19 protein-coding genes are annotated in these 19,998 nt (G+C 35.1%); 10 read left to right on the forward strand and 9 right to left on the reverse strand.

Annotated elements, in window-relative coordinates; translation table 11 throughout:
- Positions 1–84: 84 nt before the first annotated feature.
- Genes csx19 through H6F32_RS15980 form a run of 6 tightly spaced genes read right to left on the reverse strand, consistent with a single transcriptional unit; the run spans position 85 to position 7,322 of the window.
- A complete protein-coding gene (gene csx19, locus H6F32_RS15955; RefSeq protein ID WP_190370295.1) occupies positions 85–444 on the reverse strand; it encodes a CRISPR-associated protein Csx19 in 360 nt (119 codons plus the stop codon).
- The gene (locus tag H6F32_RS15960) at positions 437–1,975 is read right to left on the reverse strand and encodes an RAMP superfamily CRISPR-associated protein (protein ID WP_190370296.1); all 1,539 of its coding nucleotides are present in this window, start codon (positions 1,973–1,975) and stop codon (positions 437–439) included. The genes csx19 and H6F32_RS15960 overlap by 8 nt, the downstream gene beginning before the upstream one ends.
- Positions 1,975–3,642 carry an RAMP superfamily CRISPR-associated protein gene (locus H6F32_RS15965; protein WP_190370297.1) on the reverse strand — a complete coding sequence of 556 codons (1,668 nt, stop codon included), beginning with the start codon at positions 3,640–3,642 and terminating at the stop codon, positions 1,975–1,977. Before H6F32_RS15965 ends, H6F32_RS15960 begins: the two co-directional genes overlap by 1 nt.
- Positions 3,643–4,347, reverse strand: coding sequence for an RAMP superfamily CRISPR-associated protein (locus H6F32_RS15970; protein WP_190370298.1), 705 nt, complete (start codon positions 4,345–4,347; stop codon positions 3,643–3,645).
- Positions 4,340–6,031 carry a Cas10/Cmr2 second palm domain-containing protein gene (locus H6F32_RS15975; protein ID WP_190370299.1) on the reverse strand — a complete coding sequence of 564 codons (1,692 nt, stop codon included), beginning with the start codon at positions 6,029–6,031 and terminating at the stop codon, positions 4,340–4,342. The genes H6F32_RS15970 and H6F32_RS15975 overlap by 8 nt, the downstream gene beginning before the upstream one ends.
- Entirely contained in the window at positions 6,024–7,322 is a 1,299-nt protein-coding gene (locus tag H6F32_RS15980; RefSeq protein WP_190370300.1) for a DUF1887 family protein, read from the reverse strand. The genes H6F32_RS15975 and H6F32_RS15980 overlap by 8 nt, the downstream gene beginning before the upstream one ends.
- Positions 7,323–7,773: 451 nt before the next feature.
- On the opposite strand from H6F32_RS15980, the gene H6F32_RS15985 reads away from it, so the two are divergent.
- On the forward strand, positions 7,774–8,001 hold the full coding sequence (locus tag H6F32_RS15985; protein WP_190370301.1) for a DUF2281 domain-containing protein: 228 nt from the start codon (positions 7,774–7,776) through the stop codon (positions 7,999–8,001).
- Position 8,002: 1 nt separating this feature from the next.
- Positions 8,003–8,386 (forward strand): type II toxin-antitoxin system VapC family toxin, encoded by a 384-nt coding sequence (locus H6F32_RS15990; protein WP_190370302.1) that lies wholly within the window; start codon positions 8,003–8,005, stop codon positions 8,384–8,386.
- 252 nt (positions 8,387–8,638) lie between these two features.
- Here the strand turns inward: H6F32_RS15990 and H6F32_RS15995 are convergent, their stop codons facing one another.
- From H6F32_RS15995 to H6F32_RS16005, 3 genes are all read right to left on the reverse strand, one after another.
- Positions 8,639–9,595, reverse strand: coding sequence for a DUF1517 domain-containing protein (locus H6F32_RS15995; RefSeq protein ID WP_190370303.1), 957 nt, complete (start codon positions 9,593–9,595; stop codon positions 8,639–8,641).
- A gap of 238 nt (positions 9,596–9,833) precedes the next feature.
- Positions 9,834–11,336 carry an NADH-quinone oxidoreductase subunit M gene (locus tag H6F32_RS16000; protein ID WP_190370304.1) on the reverse strand — a complete coding sequence of 501 codons (1,503 nt, stop codon included), beginning with the start codon at positions 11,334–11,336 and terminating at the stop codon, positions 9,834–9,836.
- A gap of 301 nt (positions 11,337–11,637) precedes the next feature.
- On the reverse strand, positions 11,638–13,488 hold the full coding sequence (locus tag H6F32_RS16005) for an NAD(P)H-quinone oxidoreductase subunit F (protein ID WP_190370305.1): 1,851 nt from the start codon (positions 13,486–13,488) through the stop codon (positions 11,638–11,640).
- 764 nt (positions 13,489–14,252) lie between these two features.
- Here H6F32_RS16005 and H6F32_RS16010 point away from each other — a divergent pair.
- The 8 genes from H6F32_RS16010 (at position 14,253) to H6F32_RS16045 (ending at position 19,772) form a co-directional block, all read left to right on the forward strand.
- A complete protein-coding gene (locus H6F32_RS16010; protein WP_190370306.1) occupies positions 14,253–14,561 on the forward strand; it encodes a carbon dioxide-concentrating mechanism protein CcmK in 309 nt (102 codons plus the stop codon).
- Between the two features lie 115 nt (positions 14,562–14,676).
- On the forward strand, positions 14,677–15,018 hold the full coding sequence (locus H6F32_RS16015) for a carbon dioxide-concentrating mechanism protein CcmK (RefSeq protein WP_190370307.1): 342 nt from the start codon (positions 14,677–14,679) through the stop codon (positions 15,016–15,018).
- Positions 15,019–15,052: 34 nt separating this feature from the next.
- Positions 15,053–15,358: a EutN/CcmL family microcompartment protein gene (locus tag H6F32_RS16020; RefSeq protein WP_190370308.1), complete on the forward strand. Its 306-nt coding sequence runs from the start codon at positions 15,053–15,055 to the stop codon at positions 15,356–15,358.
- A gap of 124 nt (positions 15,359–15,482) precedes the next feature.
- Positions 15,483–17,114 carry a ribulose bisphosphate carboxylase small subunit gene (locus tag H6F32_RS16025; protein ID WP_190370309.1) on the forward strand — a complete coding sequence of 544 codons (1,632 nt, stop codon included), beginning with the start codon at positions 15,483–15,485 and terminating at the stop codon, positions 17,112–17,114.
- A gap of 83 nt (positions 17,115–17,197) precedes the next feature.
- Complete coding sequence (locus H6F32_RS16030) at positions 17,198–18,007, forward strand: transferase (protein ID WP_190370310.1); 810 nt, start codon at positions 17,198–17,200, stop codon at positions 18,005–18,007.
- 53 nt (positions 18,008–18,060) lie between these two features.
- Entirely contained in the window at positions 18,061–18,858 is a 798-nt protein-coding gene (locus H6F32_RS16035) for a carbon dioxide-concentrating mechanism protein CcmK (protein ID WP_190370311.1), read from the forward strand.
- 471 nt (positions 18,859–19,329) lie between these two features.
- Entirely contained in the window at positions 19,330–19,515 is a 186-nt protein-coding gene (locus tag H6F32_RS16040) for a type II toxin-antitoxin system HicA family toxin (RefSeq protein ID WP_190370312.1), read from the forward strand.
- Positions 19,515–19,772 (forward strand): type II toxin-antitoxin system HicB family antitoxin, encoded by a 258-nt coding sequence (locus H6F32_RS16045; protein WP_199294601.1) that lies wholly within the window; start codon positions 19,515–19,517, stop codon positions 19,770–19,772. The genes H6F32_RS16040 and H6F32_RS16045 overlap by 1 nt, the downstream gene beginning before the upstream one ends.
- The last annotated feature ends 226 nt before the right edge of the window (positions 19,773–19,998 follow it).

A 19,998-nucleotide genomic window follows, 5' to 3' on the forward strand; every position in this document is an offset into this window, starting at 1 on the left:
CAACTGGTATGAAGTACAGAGGAATCTGTTTACTTTAGTTGTACGTGAGCATATTTTTGCTAATCTTAATAGCGATCGCATGATCTAGAATACATAGATAATGTTTTTTGTCAATGCGTAAGTCCTATGGTCATCTTGAATTAAACGTGCTTTAAAACCTTCGTCGGTTTTCCAAATTATTACTTCTGAGTTATCCCCAAAAATACGACATTGCTGTAAAGTTTCTTCTCTGAACAATGGAAAATCGCATTCAGGAAATAATTTAATGGGTTCAGTAGTTGTAATCAATTTACCATTACCATGTTGAAATTTACCCCATATTACACCATCATCAGCATGAGCTAAAAGGTATTTTAATTGATGATCTTCAGCTTGTGTTTCTAGCCATACTTTTAAATCAAAATCATCTGCTATTGTCAAAATTTTGCATTTTGGTTTATTCATGATTTACCTCCTTATATAATGCAGAAACAAATTCTTCCAAAGAGTCAGCATCATTTATAACTAAATTTTCTTGTGGTGAAGATTGTACAATAGTAAATGTTGTTTTTTGTCCCTTTCTTTGTAAATTAATAGTTACATTTTTTCCTTGCAATCTCCCTCTACCAATACTGCTTGTACCTCCCACTGATAAATCACCAGTCCATAAATCTTTTAGTAATAACAGCAGTAACCCAACTTCGTAATCTTCTGGATTACGTAATTCAAGATTTAATTTTAACTGTGTATTATCTTGAGGAAATATAGGCTGTTCATTGAATAATGCACCATGCAAAGTACCCCCGCTAAAGCGGTCAATAGCTATACGATTCTGTACTAAATCTGTATAGTTTTCAATGACACTTTCATGAACAGTTAAACGACTAGCTTTTGCCTTTTGGTTATTTTGATCAATATTCTCTATTTCAGATTTATCTTTGTTATCAAGAACAAAACCAAATATTTCGTTGATAATTCGCTTTGTAATCAGGTTTTTTTTGCATTCAGTTAAAGTATTAATAATTTTTTCTGCACGATGACGTAAAACTCCAGCTAAAGATGTACCAGATAAAACAGGTTTTAATTCTCCATTACGTCGTGATTTTAAATGTACTACATCAGGTGCTTTATCACTGGATGCTTGACCAGAACGAATTAATAAAGGACTAGCAAGGGTAAATGTAGCATCAATTTTACAGAACCTACGCTGATCATCTTTTTCATCCAGAGATACATTTAATGCTTTTGTAATTGATGTATGAGTTGGATAATCAAAAAAGTGCCAATGTTCAAATTTTAACCAATCTAATCTTTGTTGATGATCTGTTAAATCAAATTGCCAAACTTGCCACTCTTTGACATGACAGCGACCAAAGCCACGATGTTTTTTGATTCCTAAACTGATTTCACCTTTTTCTAAACCTTGGAGGGCGATCGCTAATCCTTTTAGTAAGCTAGGTTCATCAGATTCTTTTTCTATCAATAACTCAAAGGATAAGGGAAATTCTGTACCTGCTTGCAGGAGTTCTAAGTCATATTTCGCTTTATCTGCTGCTGTACGAGTCACACTATTAATTTTTACACCATCTCTTAGTTCAGCTTGAATAGGAGAAGTGCTAATAGAATCATCTATGATTAAAGAACTTTGGTTTCCATCGTCAAAACCTATGGTGTTTTGCTGATTATCCTTGTCAGTCCATATCACACCAAATAAATTAGTAGCAAGGTCATCAAATTTTTCATTAACTAAATAACCATGTTGAGATTCTCGTAAATATTTCCGTATAGCACCAGCAATAGAAGCACCTGTTAAAAGAGCATGGTTACTAACACTATCTCTCAATAATGATAAGTCAGTTGGACTTTCAGAATCTCCGCTTCCTAAACAAGTTGGTGTATCTAAGATTAAATTACCTCGTATAATAATACGTTTCATAATATGACGCTGGTTACGCTGAAATTTAGTTTCTTGGTGAGATAACTGTGTCTTTGTCATTAATTATTCTCCTTTTTAGCTTTTTTTGCAACTGCCATAATAAAACGCAGAGTATATTCTCTTGCTAAATCAGAATTAGGTTGAATTTCTCGGATTACTCCAGCAACATTTACTGTTAGCTCTTGGGGATTTGGTAACCATGATTTAGAATCACCTATAGGTTTTTCAAGCCAAATTTTAATTTTCTCTTCTAGGCAGAATTGAGTTCCCGATATTTTAGTATTTCTATATTGCTCACGAGCTTTTGAAGTTAAGTTATTTAACAAATCGCAAATTGGTAAGTAAGGACAAGATTGTACATCATGAAGTGTATTCAATCCTTCTCTAGCAGCTATTTCTAGTCTAGATAATTGAGTATTGGTAATATTTCCTGTCAACTTAATATTGCTCACTTGTTTTACAAGACATTGCTCTAATCTTTCTCTTAAAATATTTTCTGCTATTTGTGCTGCTACATCATAGTATTCTTCTTCGAGGTTAATATCTAAATAAGAATCTATCTCTTTAATATTAAGATTTTCATAATTTCCTAACCAATTAATGGCAATTCTACCAAACCCATCTATACAACGTTCGCCAATTCCTTCATTTTCTAATGTTTTAATTTGTTCTTCCGTAAGTTGTGTATCAAATACAAAAACACTACCTGCACTTAAAGCAGTCATTTGAGGTAAAGGTAAACCCCATTTTCTATTAAATCCACCTACAACATTACTACTAATAAAAATATCTGTTGGTTGAGGCAACTGTATTTTTATTTTTAATTTATGTTCTAATTTGTCTTCAATTGCCTGTTTAACTGATAATGAATCAGCTGAGATTTGCCCACAGTCATTTCTAACAATAGCATCACTCAACAGAGTAACTCTTAGCTTTTGACGGTTGATTCTGTTTTTAACTTCAATTCCTATTTCAGACCATTCTTTATTTTTACCATTATCAACCTTATAAGAATCAATTTTAATTATTTTTGTGTGTCCATAACCTGCACTTTGAGAACCACCCAACCATATATCTTCTGGTTGCAATAATTTTTCAATAGTATCTGCATCATTATCTTCACATAAAATAATGCCTTGGAAAATTTGTCCAATATCTAAAGATTCATAAGTAAAAATAGCACCTTCTCCTTTTTGAATTTCTTTATTATTATCTGAATTACGTTTTATTGGTGATGAACGTCCTTTAGTGCGATCACGTAAATTATGAATATTAATTCGTCGTTTATCTTGATAAAAAATAACTTCAGAGTTATTAACTATGCAAAATTTTTTATTAATTCTTTTTAAAGATGATGTTTCTGGGATATTTTGGCTTAAATCAAGAATCTCTGTTGAAAATAGCTCTTCATCCTTATTTTGATACCAAGCAAGAGGTACAGGTAAAGTACGTTTTTCTTGTTCCTCACAAAATAGATAGGCGTTTAAATAACGGTTACTACTATTAAAAAATAATCGCTTAATTTCTTGATTAGATTCCTTGTTAATTTCCTCTGATAAAAAATCATTTGGTAATTCTGGATGACGTTTAATGTAACGACTAATTAACGCACCACGAATCATACTACCAGGAATATAAGGATAAGATACATCACTGTTAGGATCACCTTGAAATGAAGTAGCTAAAATTGGTTGTTTTGCTTCTAATAGAAAAGTAAATACTTTCATTTATTTATCACCTGTAATTGTTCCAAAATGATTTAATAAATCTGTATCTTGAGTCAGATTATTTTTTTGAGCATCATATAAACTACATTGAACATGACCACGGCCTCGATTACGTCCACTACCAAGATGTCGTAGTGCTAAAACTCCCACTACCAAAAGTGATTTCATATCTTTTGTTAGTTCTTGATCAAAAAACAAATTAGCAGTAAAACGAGCTTGAGTATTAGGGCGATCGCGTATCAAAACACGAGCAGAACGTAAACTTCCTTTATCAGATGAACCACTCTCAGGATTAATTGCTGTTTGACGACGAATGGTTGTTAGTGAATTTAGTATATCCGTTGGTGTTAACTTATTTTGTTGGTCTTTCTCCTTCTGCATTTTAATAGAAACAACTTGTGTTAATTTATGTGGTAGACAAGCATCACCAACGTGCATAATTGACATTGTTTCTAATACACTACCAGGAACACCAAATAGTTTATTTCTAACATCTAACCAATGTTTTTGGATATCATCTTTTAACAAGACAATTAGGTTATCACACTCTTCACTTAATAAGCCTTTTAGTGTACGTCCTCTTAAATAAGGAAAACCACAATCATCATGTTCAACCTCTTGATCAATTAAACCAGCAACACCGTCACCTCGACCAAAAGTTGTATCACTCAATAGTTTAATTTTTAGTTTTAATTCATCACTCATTTTTATTACCTTTTAAACCAATATAGAAATCAAGTGCTTCAATAGCATCAAAATAAACACAACGATTGTCAAACCAGCCTGAATTTTCTAAATTATCCAATTGTGATAGAGGTGGTAAAGTTTTGATTCCATAAGTGCTTGTAAACTGTTTAGTTCGATTAGAACCTTCACGAATAACTTCTCGTAAAGCAATTACTTTATTACGACGCTCTTTCCATTGTTCATTACCTTCTACATCGTCAAATTGACCATTAAAATGTTCAACTACATTAATAAAATTAGACCAATTACGCCACTGCTCATCATCTGTATCATGGTCTTTTAGACGTATTGGACGCATAATCAAATTACCTGGTGCAACTTGATATTCTCGTTGACGAATCTCTCCAAGTGAACCAATTAAACCACTAGCGGCAAAATGCCAATCAAGAGTAGAACAATAGTATTTTTGAGGTTCTTCTAATGTTTCTTTTAATCTCTCTCTTTCTTCACGAATAAAGTTTTTAGCTTCTTTATATAAATCCTCAACAATCTGGTAAGCTCTAGCAAAAGGATAATGAGTTTTGACAATACACACTCCAGCACGAGCAGTCAATTTTTCATGATCAGAAACTTTTTGATTTTCAAATTCTCTTAAATAAATTGCTGCTAACTCTAATCCTAATCTGCCATCACATACAAAAATAACATCATCACCACCAAATACCAACGGACGAAAAGGAAAGTAAAATTTACCATTTTTAGATTTTTTTAAAGAAAATTTAGCAATAGTGCCTATAACTTCTCCATTTTCTATAGAATTAGAAACTATTTCTACAACTTTCCTGAGTGCTGATATTCCGGCTTTTTCAACATCAGCAGATAGTTGACGCATATCAATAATTGCTTCTTCATCTGATTTATCTTTGCCACAATTTTGAAAACGATTTCCCATTCCGTTACCATCTGCATAAACAATAGCTACATAACTAGAATCACCTTCAGAACGACCTAAATAGTCTGTTCTATAAGGAAAATCATAAATTTCTTCATTAAAAACTTCTCCAAATTCTTTGATTAATCTTTCATTTGCATGAGAAACAACTTTTAATTTAGCTTTAGTTTCTCTAGAGATTAAATAGGTATCCTCCTCATCTCTCCTTGAATATCCCTCGCTAGTATCAACTGCTGGTAGTTGATTTGACTGACAAGTAGCTGTAACTCCTAAACCCAATAAAGGTACAGAAGCGATTCTTTCTCGTTTCTTTTTAGCTAATTCTTTTTCTAAAATATAATTGAGTTTTTCTTTGAAATTTCCTTGTCCAAATTCAAAATCTTGATAGTGAGCAACCACAATATTTAAGCCAGGTGCATCTTGTAAAACCTGCTTACTGAGAATTTCAGTGAAGCGTTTAGCGCATTGAAAATTAGCAAAAATTAAGACTGCGTTACCACCTCCTGTATAAATTATTTCTGCCGTTACATCATCATTACAAATATGAACTTCATGTAATGATTGACAGGTTGGAATATGAATTTTCTGATTGGGTTCTTTTCCTAAATCTTTCAAAGCCTTTTTAACCCATTCGTTAGTAGCTTGAGATACTAAATATGATGCACCGATATTTTCACTCAAGCGGTTACTACTAAAAACATAGTCCTGAATACCTGTAGTATCTACAACTGTAATAGTAAATTTATTCATTGTTTCCCTTATTTTTGATAATCCAATCAGCAATTTTAATTTTTATATTAGGTAAATCTTCACGGATGAATACAGCTATTTTAGGATTAGTTACAGCACCTTCCAATTGACTCTTTAGATATCTATCTATTCGTTGTCTTTTAGTTGTATCATCATCACAACAGCAAACTAGAGCCACTCTAGCTTCATCGCCACCTAATTGCTTTGCTCTAATATATGCTTCAAATAGTTTTAATTTGCACTCTTTTGGGTCTTTGCTTGTTGTGCAGGAAATAGCAAATAACTGATAATTTCGCATGAAAGCAACATCAAACTCAAATACTCCTCCTTCTGAAGTTTGACTTTTTTTCATAATGAATGACATCTGACTTTCACCAATTTGTAATTTCTTGTATTTCTCCTCTTGTGCTTTAGCTATATCTTGAATTTGACTTAATACATAATGTTCTAACCAACAGCCACTTAACCAAGCGTAAATTTGACTGAGATTATCTATCGTTTTTGATTTTTTTAATTTTACTTGATTACCATTGATGTTAAAGCAATGGTTATACTTTGGAGTATGTAAAATTTTTATTATTTCTTCATTAACTCCTACTAAACTTAGGGTTAATTCTTCATTTATCCACCATCCTTCTGAATTTTTAGCCTTTGTTAATTCTTTCTTACAAAAATTTCTCCAACTGCTTGCAATTTTATCTTCATGTTGGTAAAGTCTGACAAATTCTACTGCTAAGTCTGGAAAAATAGGTTCAGAAAGAGGAGAGAATTTGAATTCATACTTATGAAGGTTAAACAAATCTTTGAGAGAAACTTCAAGTTGAACACCTCTATGAAAAGGTTCTGGTTCTGAAGTATCTATAAATATCTCTAAAGTGCTTGCGTCAAGATAGCTAAAAACAGTATTATTTCTTTTTGAATTTAGTTCAGATATTACTCGATGAGCGTGAACTGCCATCGTATTTGTGCCGCCTGTATAATTGAGTCCAAGACTTGCATACAGTGGTATTTTTTCTGCATATAATTTAACTGTTTCATAAATTTTATAAGCATTAGATTTATTATTTTCTGTATCATCCTTATCTAAAGCTACTGGTTTAATCTTAAATCCTTTATTTTTTAACGCTTGTGTTAATCTATCTTTTTGAGATTTTGTTTGATTAGTATGAACAAGATATGCTGTACCTCCCTTATTTAGTAGCTTCATAGCAGCCACATAATTAGGTAAAGGATTTTCACCTATCAGCAAAAATAGATGGTCAACTTTGTAAGGTAGTTCATATGTACCCATGTCAGATGTATCCTCTTAGTAAAATTCATATAGTCATTATACATGGTATTGGAAGTCCCCCTTTCCAATATCTCTTACATTAGTAAGAGAGCTTGTGAATGCTCAGTTTATCATGAATATACTTTCATATACTACCCCATCTCCCAATATTTTACAGCAATTAGCTAATGTATCTCTTGATCAAGGTCACAACCTGACTTGTGCTATTAGGCTGTAGCTATTGTTGCATCGGTTATACAATGATCAAGGAATAGCTTAATACTATTTAATTTCATCCTCGTTTAGTTGATGATGGTAAAATTATTATTGAGGAGGATAATTTTGAAGAATGTTTAACTTATTCTTCGATTAACGCTGGTATTCAAGGAGAAGATATTATAATTATTTGTCAAATTGAGCAATACTTTGGTAAAGTTGTGATACTTGGATTCAGAATAGTTCGAGGGAAAAAATGATTCAACCAATTATTTTAGAAAAATTAGGCCAATTACCTGAGTCTCTCCAGACAGAGGTACTTAATTATATTGAGTTTTTGCTAGAGAAAAAAGTTAAAATTTCTCCTCAAGAAGAACCCCCTAAAAAACATCGTGTAGCAGGAACAATGAAAGGAATGTTTGTCTTACCATTACCTGATGATTTTGATCAACCTCTCGAAGATTTTAAGGAATATATGGAATAACATGAATAGATTATTATTAGATACTCATACCTTTATTTGGTTCGTTTCCAATGATGCAAATTTACCTCCATCTATTATAGATCAGATTGAATTTACAGAAGATGTTTTCTTAAGTATTGCTAGTATTTGGGAGATAGGGATTAAAGTTAATATTGGTAAGCTAACTTTACAGGGTACTTTTGAAGATATTGAATCCCAATTGATTTATAATAATATTAAGATTCTACCTTTGACGTTTTCTGATACTGTTCAATTACGTTATTTACCTTTGTATCATCGAGATCCTTTTGATCGGATTTTGATAGCACAAGCAATAAATAATTCTCTGATTTTGATTAGTCGTGATTCTGCTTTTGATGCTTATTCTATTCAGCGTTTGTGGTGATCAAGATTAACAAAAAAATAACAAAAAATTAACAAAACAATTTAAAAAAAATTAAACAAAATTATATTCAATAAGTGAAACTGAACCTTGATAGTTAGGACTTGCTGAGTAAAGTCAAAAACCAGATAAATAAAGAGTTTAATTGTCAGAAGAACAGAAAAACTTATCCTTGTTGCTGCTTAACCACTCACTCAATTTTCATTAAGTTTTTTTTCGACTTTTTCAGCAAACCCTAACTAGCAACTTGAGTTATCACACTAATTTCAAGTTAGGATATTCTGCTAACAAATCATCTGATGTTAGTGTATCTCCTGACGCTTGGGGAGTCCAAAGAATTTCAATTGCTAATAATTGTTCTCCAGACATACTACCAATTTGTTTGAGCGCTTGACGTAAATCATCAGCATTATTAATAGTAGGAAAGTTGAATTTTCCTAATGTTGCTGCTAATAATGTGACAATTATATATTCCCCTGGTCCTGAATTGATTAATGTTGTGGGATTATCGCTACTTGTTAATCTTTCTTGAGCTAATACAGATTTTAACTGATTATTAACATTAGAAAGGGTTTCTTCTTGAAATTTACTGCGTTCTGCTAATGATAAACGGTTAAATTGCGACTCAGCAGAATTTAATTTTGCTTGTTCTGTAGTAGCATTAGCATATACCCAATATTCAGGATGACGTAACAATGCTAAACTAGCCTCTTGTAAAATTTCTGTTCTTCCTTGAGGAGTATTTGTATCCGCAGTTTCAGCTATGTGGTTTAATTCAGTTTGCAAATCTCGCGCTTGTGCTAATAAACCTACTTGTAACTGAGTAATAGAAACACTAGGGTTTTCATTATAGCTTTCCCCTTCTCCACTGGTAACACGGCGGAACGTTTGTACTAAAAAATTGGCGATCGCTAAAAACACCAAAACTGACAGTAAACCACCAAAACCGCCACCAAAACCCCAAAATGGCAATAAAAAGGGAAAACCAAAACCTCCCCCATAGGGGGGATAATATCCGCCACTATTGGGTGTATTGGTACGTGGTGTATAAGTGCGAGTTGATGGCATTCTAAAAGAGCCTCCGCCTATTCTGCCACCACTACGTGCTGCTAATGCCCCATCAGCATGGACAAAAGCTACAGTCAGCATAAGGAAGCATAGGAAAGCAGTTTTGAGTATAGGTTTGATAAGTGTTTGTAGTTTTTTATTCATAAGATGTGTAATTGATTTGCGTAGTTGAGCTTTAGCTCTAAAATTTGGGCTAAAACCCAAATACATAAACTATCTTTAATCTAGCGTTTCTAAAGTTGGTTTAACGGAAAAGATTAGCATTGATAACCGTACCTGAAAACATCTTGACTTCAAGAAAACTTTGGAATTTATTAATTATTAAATACCTTGATTAACTAGAGATGGAATTAAGTATAATTATTTCCATCTCTAACATTTATCACCCGTTGTTTTTTACCTGATGCAAAGATACAGTATTAACCAAATTTTGGGTATTGACGATGGAGGTAATAGTTGGTTGAGTCAGATATATTAACCAATTGGGTTGAATACCAAAAATCAGAATAATACCTGCTAAAATTATTCCAGGTATGCGATCGCTCCAATAAACACGAGGTAAATTAATAACCTGCGCTGATAAACGTCCAAAAAAGGCACGATTTACGAGAATTAAGAAGTAAACGGCAGTTAAACCAGTTCCCAACATAGATAACAAAGTTTGTACTGGAAAAACCTCAAAACTTCCTCTAAAAATAATAAATTCAGCAATAAAACCCACCATTCCGGGTATACCTGCGCTGGCCATCACCCCCAATATCATCAATGTACCAATTACTGGCATTCCCCGTTCAGGATTTAATAATCCTTTAAGAACATCTAAATCACGACTACCTGCTTTTTTATAAACCACTCCTACTAATAGAAACATTAATGCAGAAATTAGACCATGACTGAGCATTTGCATAATAGCACCTAACACACTTAATGGTGTAGATGCCGCAGCAGCTAGTAGAATATAGCCCATGTGGCCGATAGAACTATAGGCCACCATTTTCTTCATGTCTGTTTGTGCGATGGCGCAAGAAGCACCAAATAAAACGCTTATTACCGCCCATGTAGCTAAACTAGGCGCGAGATATTCCCAAGCTTGTGGTAATAAATTCATACCAAACCGTAATAAACCATAAGTTCCCAATTTCAACAACACACCAGCCAACAACACAGAAATTGGTGTTGAGGCTTCCACATGAGCATCAGGTAGCCAAGTATGAAAAGGAACTAAGGGAATTTTAATCCCAAAGCCGATCAAAATTCCTGCCAATAACCACAACTGTGTAATTAAGGGTAAAGAATTTGTATTTAAACCTGCTAGAGCAAAATTATCTGCACCACTTAACCATACCATCCCCAGGAAACTGGCTAAAATGACGATACCAGAAAAAGCAGTATAAATGAGGAATTTAGTAGCAGCATAACCTTTTCTTGCGCCGCCCCAAATAGCAATCAGCAGATACAGAGGTATTAATTCTAACTCATAAAACAGGAAAAATAACAATAAATCCTGTGCTAAAAATGCTCCTATAACTCCCGCACTTAACAGTAATACCAACGAATAATAGAACCGAGGACGTGGTAAAGATTCATCGCTACTGTAGATGGAAATACCTGTTAATAAAGCATTAAGAATTAATAAAGGTAGAGATAAACCATCTATACCTAAATTATAATTTAAGCCAATAGCATCTATCCAAGGCAAAGACTCAGCGAATTGTTGACCAACCTGATTAGGATTAAATTGAATAGTTAGGAAAACAGTCCATATAAAAATAAAGGCTGTAAAAACTAAAGAGATAATGCGGGCTAACTTTCCCGTGATATGAGAAGGGTAAAACCCAATCAAAGCTGCACCCAATAAAGGGAGTAAAATCAATATACTTAACATGATGTCAGGGAGTAGAGTAAAAAGGAGTCAGTAAGGGTAAAGCATGATCTCATTGTTGTCAATTTAAGCTACAGATGGCTTATTGGTTTAGCTTCCACACCCGGCTAGAAATAAATTTCCAGGGTAATAACCAAAGGTTACTAAAGTAAACTAAACAAATTTAAGAAATTTGCGGCTTATTTTAGTCATCTTTAGATGAATTTTACTATTAGACACAGGAATTTATTCCCAGTCAGGTTATGGGTTTCACGTTAAGTTGACACCAATAAGCACTGCTAAACCCAAAATTCCGCACTCAAAACTAGCTAAAAGTAAATAATCCCAAGGATAAACTAATTAAGAACCCCAAAATACTAATAACAAAGAGAATAGTAAACATATAGCCTTGAGATTGACCAGAAGCGCTATATTTTAAACTTTGTCCCCCAAAAATTGTCGCAAAACCGACCAAGTTCACAATACCATCCACCAAAAAGCGATCGCACCATGCCGAAACCTGAGACAATAAACCTACAGCACTAACAATAGTCACGCGATAAATACGATCAATATAGAAATCATACCCTAACAAATCCTGTAGCATTCGCCACACTAAAATTCTCGATCTTGACCAGGCTTTATGTAAGTACATAGTTGCGCCTATTGTTACACCCATAATAGTAGAAACCACTAAACTACTCAGCACAAACCAATCTATACTTTCCCAGCTAGGTAACAAATACCACTGTTGGAGCATTAAAGGCAATAACAAAGTCAGTATAGTTAAAGTAACCATTGGTACAGCCATTTGCCAACTTACTTCAGGAGCGCGGCGGGTTTTTTGCTGTGGTTGTCCCCAAAATATCAAACGAAAGACCCTGGTTAAATTTAATGCCGTTAATCCATTAACCAACACTAACACAATAATTACCCAGGGACTCACCTTAGCTAAACCATCAGCCCAGGCCAACATTGCCCAAAAACTACCTAAAGGTAATAATGTCACCATACCCGCAGATCCCACAATAAAAGCCGTAGTTGTTGCTGGCATTTTTGACCATAAACCGCCCATTTCCGTCAAGTCTTGGGTTTGGGTAGTGTAAATAACTGAACCAGAACTCATGAATAATAGGGCTTTAGCGATCGCATGAGTTAATAATAACATAATTGCGACTCCACCCTGTTCCAACCCTACAGCTAAAAACACCAATCCCATATACGCGCTAGTTGAATGGGATAAAGCTCGCTTAATATCAATCTGTGCCAGAGAAACCAAAGTTGCACCTATAGCAGTGATTATTCCCATGATCACCAAAATATTTAAAGCCACTGGTGACATAGATAATAAAGGTTGAATCTTATATAAGATATAAGCACCTCCAGCCACAACCAAAGAATTACGCATTACCGAAGCAGGGTTAGGTCCTTCCATCGCCTCATCTAACCACAAATGCAAAGGAAACTGAGCGCATTTACCCGCAGGACCAGCAATTAAACCTAAGCATAACAAAGTAGAATTTATCGGACTTAAACTAGCCGTTTGCGCCCATTCATATAAATCAGAAAAATTTAAACTTCCTGCCAAATAAGAAAGCGAAACCACAGCCATTAATAAAAGTAAATCTCCCACACGCTTAGTTAAAAAAGCGTCCCTTGCTGCTGTCACCACCAAAGGTTGAGCATACCAAAAACCCACCAACAAATAAGTAGAAAGAGTGAGAACCTCTAACAAAGCATAACTAACAAACAGAGAATCACTAATTGCTAAACCACTCAAAGCAGCTTCAAAAAAACCCAACAGACCAAAAAACCTAGCCAAAGACCAATCTTTTTCCATATAACCGAGAGCATAAATTTGTGCTAATAGACTTAACCCAGTAATTAACACCGTTGCACCAATACTTACCACTGATAATTCCAGGGCAAAAGACAAATTAAAATCTCCCGCTTGAAACCAGGTAATAATCAAATTTTCCTGCTCTCGAATCCAAATATTTTTAAATACAATTAGACTATGGATAAAACCTACAATAGTAGTCAGCAAATTCAGGTAGGCCGCAGGTCTTTGTCCTGTGCGCTGAATAATTCCTAGTGACCAAGGTAAGGTAAAAATTGCCCCCACCAAGCTATATAAAGGCACAAGCCAACTTGTTAAAAATAGAAAGTCATTCATCTATATTTTTCCTTCACGACTCAACCTGGATTTTTTTGAACAAACTAGAAATGATCGTCTCTAAAAACAGCTTAAAGCAGATAATTTTGAGAATGAGAAATGATCTATTTTCCTCACTTCATTTATTTTAATATAACTAGGCACATTTAGTTAAAATTATCTAAATTATCTAAATAATTCAATAGTTCAATAATCCAATATAATTTTTGCTTGTTAATTATCCCACAAAACTTTTACAAATTCTGCTTTGATGAGATCACTTTTTACTGTATAATCCATTAGCCATTATTCTGCCTCATTGACAATATACAATGTATCTAGGACTTACACACAAAGTAATCAAAAACCCCATTGTTTCCTAGGGGTAATTCATGAATTACCCCTACTTTCGTGATTTTTTATGTAAATTCTGGTATCTTATGACTACTGACCACTGATAGCTGATAGCTGACTGATGACTACTACCACAAAAATTATCTTCTATTTTGTGACTAAAATATGATAAAGAAATTATTAAAGCATAGTTTGGTACTCCAGGGATCAATGAATTTCAAAGCTCCCCCAGAGCGTATAAAGTTTTGTTAAGTTTTCTTAAACTTTCTTATCACAAACTATTATAGTAATTTATGTTGCCAGGGATGCCAAGGTTTTCTATGCTTAAAGTTGGTACTATTTGATGACTCAGGATCAGCATCCCCGTCCTAAAATATCATCAACAGTGCTGAAATTGATTAAACTTGTTACTTTTTTTGAGGAGTTCTGCGATGCCAATTGCAGTTGGAATGATTGAAACTAAAGGTTTTCCCGCAGTAGTAGAAGCTGCTGATGCCATGGTGAAAGCTGCTCGTGTAACTTTAGTAGGATATGAAAAAATTGGTAGCGCTCGCGTTACAGTTATCGTTAGAGGAGATGTTTCCGAAGTACAGGCTTCCGTTGCAGCAGGTATAGAAGCAGCTAAAAGAGTTCATGGTGGTGAAGTAGTATCCACACATATTATCGCTCGTCCCCATGAAAACTTAGAATATGTATTGCCAATTCGCTATACAGAAGCAGTAGAACAGTTTCGTACCTAATACTGTATAAACAGTGCGTAAAAAGTAATTATCAAAGTCCGATTGTCTTAATCACCAATTTTGACAAAACAATCTAACTTGAACTTGATTTGAATTTAACTTAAAAGGAAAAAAAATGTCAATTGCAGTAGGAATGGTAGAAACACTAGGTTTCCCCGCAGTAGTAGAAGCGGCAGATGCTATGGTGAAAGCAGCGCGTGTAACCTTAGTAGGATACGAAAAAATCGGTAGTGGTCGCGTTACAGTTATAGTTAGAGGAGACGTATCTGAAGTACAGGCTTCCGTAGCAGCAGGTGTAGAGAACGTAAAACGTGTTAATGGTGGACAAGTATTATCCACACACATTATTGCCCGTCCTCATGAAAACTTAGAATATGTACTACCAATTCGGTATACCGAAGATGTAGAACAATTCCGGGAAGGTGTAAGTTCCATTCGTCTGGGTAGAAGACCATAAATAAATTCTAGTTAATCTAGTTAATGTGTAAATAATGCAAATTGCCAAAGTACGTGGCACAGTAGTTAGCACCCAAAAAGATCCTAGTCTCAGGGGTGTAAAACTGCTGATGTTGCAATTAGTGGATGAAAATGGCAATCTCCTACCAGAATATGAGGTAGCTGCCGATAACAGCGTAGGAGCAGGCTTAGATGAGTGGGTACTCGTCAGTCGCGGTAGCGCGGCCAGACAAATTTCTGGTAATGAACAGCGTCCCTTAGATTCTTTAGTTGTAGCGATAATTGATACAATTTACGTAGAAGATCGTCAAATTTACAGCAAAAAAGATCAGTATAGATAGTTAAGTGAAAGCAAGTAAAAAGCAGGGAGCAGGAAGAGTAAAAAATTCAACTCCTAAAAGCTAACCAGTGATAGCTGACCACTAACTACTAAATAAATAGCACATCTTATGGAGGAATTTCACCATGGTAGTCCGCAGCACGGCGGCGCCCCCAACCCCGTGGTCTAAAACTTTAGCAGAACCAGATATTCATAATAGTGCTTTTGTACATTCTTCCTCTAATTTAATTGGTGATGTACATCTTGGTGCAAATGTGATTATTGCTCCTGGTACTTCCATTAGAGCCGACGAAGGAACACCTTTTTATATTGGTGAAAATACTAATATTCAAGATGGTGTAGTCATTCATGGATTGGAGCAAGGTAGAGTAGTTGGTGATGATGGTAACAACTACTCAGTATGGATTGGTAAAGATGCTTCTATTACCCACATGGCACTGATTCACGGACCAGCTTATGTTGGGGATCATTGCTTTATTGGTTTTCGCTCTACAGTATTTAATGCTAGAGTCGGTGCAGGCTGCATTGTGATGATGCACGCTTTGATACAAGATGTAGAAATTCCTCCTGGAAAATACGTAGCTTCAGGAACGATTATCACTACGCAACAACAAGCGGATCGTTTGCCAGATGTACAAGCGCAGGATCAGCAATTTGCTCATCATGTGGTGGGTATAAATCAGGCTTTGCGGGCTGGTTATCGCTGTGCTGAGGATCTGAAGTGTATTACTCCAATCAGAGATGAATTGGAAAAAACTTATACAAGTATTACTGTTGAAGAATTTGAAAGGAGTAGTGACGTGTCCAAGTTAGGTGCAGATGTAGTAGAACAGATACGGTATTTACTACAACAGGGATTTAGAATTGGTACAGAACACGTAGATGCACGTCGTTTCCGTACTGGTTCATGGCAAAGTTGTCAACCTATTGATACTCGCTCAGTAAATGATGCGATCGCTGCGTTAGAATCTTGTTTAGCAGATCATAGTGGTGAATATGTACGTTTGTTTGGCATTGACAATGGCAAAAAACGAGTATTAGAAACCATTATTCAACGTCCTGATGGTGTAGTAGCCAATACCGCCATTAAAACTCCTACAACTGCGTCCTATAGCAGCTACAGTAATAATGGCAATGGAGCAGTTGCTAGTGGTAGCCTCAGCGCAGAAACCATTAGTCAAATTCAGCAACTTTTAGCTAACGGTTACAAAATTGGTACAGAACACGTAGATGAGCGTCGTTTCCGCACAGGAACATGGCAAAGTTGTCAACCTATTGAAACCAAATCTACCAATGAAGTAATTGCAGCCTTAGAAGAATGCATGGTATCTCATCAAGGCGAATATATCCGCCTAATTGGAATTGACAGCAAAGCTAAACGTCGGGTATTAGAAACGATCATTCAACGTCCAGGTGGTGTAGTAGTTACCTCTAGCAGTAAACCAGCATTAAAATCCGTAGGTGGTTCTACAGCCACAGCTACCGCTACCAGCAGTAAACTAGGTGCAGATGTACTAGATCAACTACGTCAATTATTGACAGGTGGATTTAAGATTACAGTGGAACACGTAGACGCGCGTCGTTTCCGTACCGGAACATGGGCAACTGCGGGACAAGTACAAGCAAGTAATGAAAGAGAAGCGATCGCTATATTAGAAAGCTACCTTTCTGAATACGCTGGCGAATATGTACGTTTAATTGGTATTGATACAGCCGCTAAACGTCGCGTTGTAGAAGCAATTATTCAGCGTCCATAAAGAATTGACAATTGATAATTGATAATTGTCAATTGTCAATTGTCCATTATCCATTGTCAATTATATTTAAGGTCATAAATTCCATGTCACAGGCGCTACTACGCCTCGGCGATAACTTTAACTCTTATATTAATGGTGAAGTCATAATTCATCCCACTGCTGTCATTGCCCCAGGAGTAATTCTCCAAGCAGCTAACAATAGTAAAATTGTCATTGGCGCTGGTGTTTGTATCGGAATGGGGTCTATTATTCAAGTTAATGAGGGTATCATAGAAATAGAAGCAGGAGCAAATTTAGGATCAGGCTTTTTGATGGTTGGTGCAGGTAAAATTGGTAGTAATGCTTGTATTGGTGCAGCAACAACAGTATTTAACTGTTCCATAGCATCAGGACAAGTAATAGCGCCAGGTTCAATCGTGGGAGATAAAAGTCGGGAAAATGCCATTATTATGGTGACAGAAACACCACCATCTGATGATATTCCCGATAGCACAGATTCTCCAGAAAGTCAAGTAGAAGAACAAATAAAAACAGAGATAAAAGAACAGATAGAGGAACAACCACAGGAAACAGTAACTTCCACCACAGAATTTATTGCTGGTGGCTTTATGAGATTCAAGTCTAAATCTACCACAGTATCAACACCATCACCCACGCCAAAAAGTCAATCTCCTCCCCTTGAAGATAACCCGAACCAAACCAATGATTCACCATCTGAGCAAAACATACCACAAGAAATAGAAACTACCACAGCAGAATTAGAAACCCAAGAGTCTGTAGCAAAAACTATAGGTAGTTTAGGTACGCAAATTTATGGTAAAAGTAGTATTAACAGACTGTTGATTACATTGTTTCCCCATCGCCAATCTTTAAGTGAAGAAGATGAAAGCTAAAATTTCCAGCTTTGCTTATTTGCGTGAAACATAATTATGGAGCATAATTTAACATGGAAACATATAATCAACGGGCTTTAAGTACCATTCATGCACCACAACGCCAAAACAATTTTAAAGATACTGCTTTAGGATTGATCTCTACTTTGAGTTTTCCATCCATCGTAGGTATAGCTGACAATATGTTAAAGTCGGCAGGAGTCCATTTAGTGGGTTATGAAAAAATTGGTAGTGGACATTGTACCGCCATAATTCGTGGTGGAATTTCTGATGTGCGTTTAGCTATAGAAACTGGGATACAGACAGCTAAACAATATGATCAACCTGCTTCTAGTTTAGTTATTCCTCGTCCCTATCCTAACCTAGATATTGTATTACCCATTAACCGTTGGCATCAACACTTCCATCAAAGTGGTCATAGTCGTTTAAGTAATCAAGCGATTGGTTTAGTAGAAACTCGTGGTTTTCCCGCTATGGTGGGTGCTTGTGATGCTATGTTAAAATCTGCTGATGTCCATTTAGCATCCTATGAGAAAATTGGTGCAGGGTTATGTACTGCTATTATTCGTGGTACAGTCTCCAATGTGGCCGTAGCTGTGGAAGCAGGAATGGCAGAAGCAGAGCGCATAGGCGAGCTTAATGCAGCTATGATTATTCCTAGACCTTTAGAAGAACTAGAAGAAACTTTACCAGTGGCTAGTTGTTGGGTTGAAGAAAGTCAACCTGTAAATATTCCCATAAATATTCCTGTGAATATTAAGGAGAAAATTACAGATGTAGAAGCAGTAGAATTACCAGATTTAGCTAAGTTACCGGTTAAGATTAAGGAAGAAATATGGCGTGATGAATAGGAGTTGTTGCTAATATTAATCACTCAAAAACTATTACTCAAAAACCGGGGATAAATGCTATAATTACTCTACAATAAATATTGTTAGGACTTACGCAACTGTCACACTAAAAAATCTGTTGTAGGCTGGTTCAGATATGAACAATTTAGTTATTTACATGATTTATACTGTCTGACGTAGTTGGTGAGCTTGTCGAACCACACCCTATCAATATGCCAGTTGCGTAAGTCCTGATTGTAAAACATCTAAAAATATCATATTAAATTAATATGTAGTAAAATATCCATTGATTCTTTCAATGGTATATATGATATATAAATAAAATATTATAAAATATAATGTTAAATAATGTGAGAATTTTGTAAAAATGCACAAGATAAATAATGATTTTACTAGTAAAATGCTACCAGAATATTTTTAGTAAAAAGCTACTGAAAATTCTAAAACTTTAAGAAGTTATTGGTGTAATATATGAAAGTAAAAGAAGTCATCAATTTAATTGAGTCAGATGGCTGGTATCTTGTGGCCACTGAAGGTAGTCATCGTCAATTTAAACATCCAGTAAAACATGGTAAAGTAACGGTATCGGGTGAAATGAGGAATGATCTCAAAAAAGGGGTGTTAGGTAGTATTCTTAAACAAGCAGGACTGAAATAATGGATAAATATCTGATTGTTGTAGAAAAAAGTGACACAGGATTTTCCGCATACTCCCCGGATGTCTGGGGTTGTATTGCTACAGGGGAGACACTGGAAGAAACTGTAGAAAATATGCGTTCAGCCTTAATTTTTCATTTTCAAGATATTACATCACTTCCCCAACCTCGTGGAATAGATTCTTATTTGGATGCTTTACGAGAGTCGGAGGGGGAGGAATTTTATCTTACACATATTGGGGTGGGAATTTTAACATAATTACATAAATACAAGATGAATAGACATCAAGATATCAAAACATGAAAAGACAATGTTGACAAAAATCCAAACTTGCGATACAGTACTTTTATAGTGCGGATCTGTGTCCACATATATACTAAAATTTTTATCAATCACTATCTTCACGTCGAAAAAATATCATTATCCATCCTGAAAATGCTTTCATCCTGGATACCCTGATTCTGACAATTAATGACAACAACAA

It is taken from the genome of Anabaena sp. FACHB-1237 (assembly GCF_014696225.1).
GTDB lineage: Bacteria > Cyanobacteriota > Cyanobacteriia > Cyanobacteriales > Nostocaceae > FACHB-1237.

Bases quoted from the DNA above. Each gene is read 5' to 3' on its own strand.
- H6F32_RS15980 (WP_190370300.1), bottom strand. From the start codon at position 7,322: ATGGGTACATATGAACTACCTTACAAAGTTGACCATCTATTTTTGCTG.
- H6F32_RS15960 (WP_190370296.1), bottom strand. From the start codon at position 1,975: ATGACAAAGACACAGTTATCTCACCAAGAAACTAAATTTCAGCGTAAC.
- H6F32_RS15975 (WP_190370299.1), bottom strand. From the start codon at position 6,031: ATGAATAAATTTACTATTACAGTTGTAGATACTACAGGTATTCAGGAC.
- H6F32_RS16005 (WP_190370305.1), bottom strand. From the start codon at position 13,488: ATGAATGACTTTCTATTTTTAACAAGTTGGCTTGTGCCTTTATATAGC.
- csx19 (WP_190370295.1), bottom strand. From the start codon at position 444: ATGAATAAACCAAAATGCAAAATTTTGACAATAGCAGATGATTTTGAT.
- H6F32_RS16030 (WP_190370310.1), top strand. From the start codon at position 17,198: ATGTCACAGGCGCTACTACGCCTCGGCGATAACTTTAACTCTTATATT.
- H6F32_RS16035 (WP_190370311.1), top strand. From the start codon at position 18,061: ATGGAAACATATAATCAACGGGCTTTAAGTACCATTCATGCACCACAA.
- H6F32_RS16040 (WP_190370312.1), top strand. From the start codon at position 19,330: ATGAAAGTAAAAGAAGTCATCAATTTAATTGAGTCAGATGGCTGGTAT.
- H6F32_RS15990 (WP_190370302.1), top strand. From the start codon at position 8,003: ATGAATAGATTATTATTAGATACTCATACCTTTATTTGGTTCGTTTCC.
- H6F32_RS15995 (WP_190370303.1), bottom strand. From the start codon at position 9,595: ATGAATAAAAAACTACAAACACTTATCAAACCTATACTCAAAACTGCT.
- H6F32_RS16020 (WP_190370308.1), top strand. From the start codon at position 15,053: ATGCAAATTGCCAAAGTACGTGGCACAGTAGTTAGCACCCAAAAAGAT.
- H6F32_RS16010 (WP_190370306.1), top strand. From the start codon at position 14,253: ATGCCAATTGCAGTTGGAATGATTGAAACTAAAGGTTTTCCCGCAGTA.
- H6F32_RS15970 (WP_190370298.1), bottom strand. From the start codon at position 4,347: ATGAGTGATGAATTAAAACTAAAAATTAAACTATTGAGTGATACAACT.
- H6F32_RS15985 (WP_190370301.1), top strand. From the start codon at position 7,774: ATGATTCAACCAATTATTTTAGAAAAATTAGGCCAATTACCTGAGTCT.
- H6F32_RS16045 (WP_199294601.1), top strand. From the start codon at position 19,515: ATGGATAAATATCTGATTGTTGTAGAAAAAAGTGACACAGGATTTTCC.
- H6F32_RS16015 (WP_190370307.1), top strand. From the start codon at position 14,677: ATGTCAATTGCAGTAGGAATGGTAGAAACACTAGGTTTCCCCGCAGTA.
- H6F32_RS16025 (WP_190370309.1), top strand. From the start codon at position 15,483: ATGGTAGTCCGCAGCACGGCGGCGCCCCCAACCCCGTGGTCTAAAACT.
- H6F32_RS15965 (WP_190370297.1), bottom strand. From the start codon at position 3,642: ATGAAAGTATTTACTTTTCTATTAGAAGCAAAACAACCAATTTTAGCT.
- H6F32_RS16000 (WP_190370304.1), bottom strand. From the start codon at position 11,336: ATGTTAAGTATATTGATTTTACTCCCTTTATTGGGTGCAGCTTTGATT.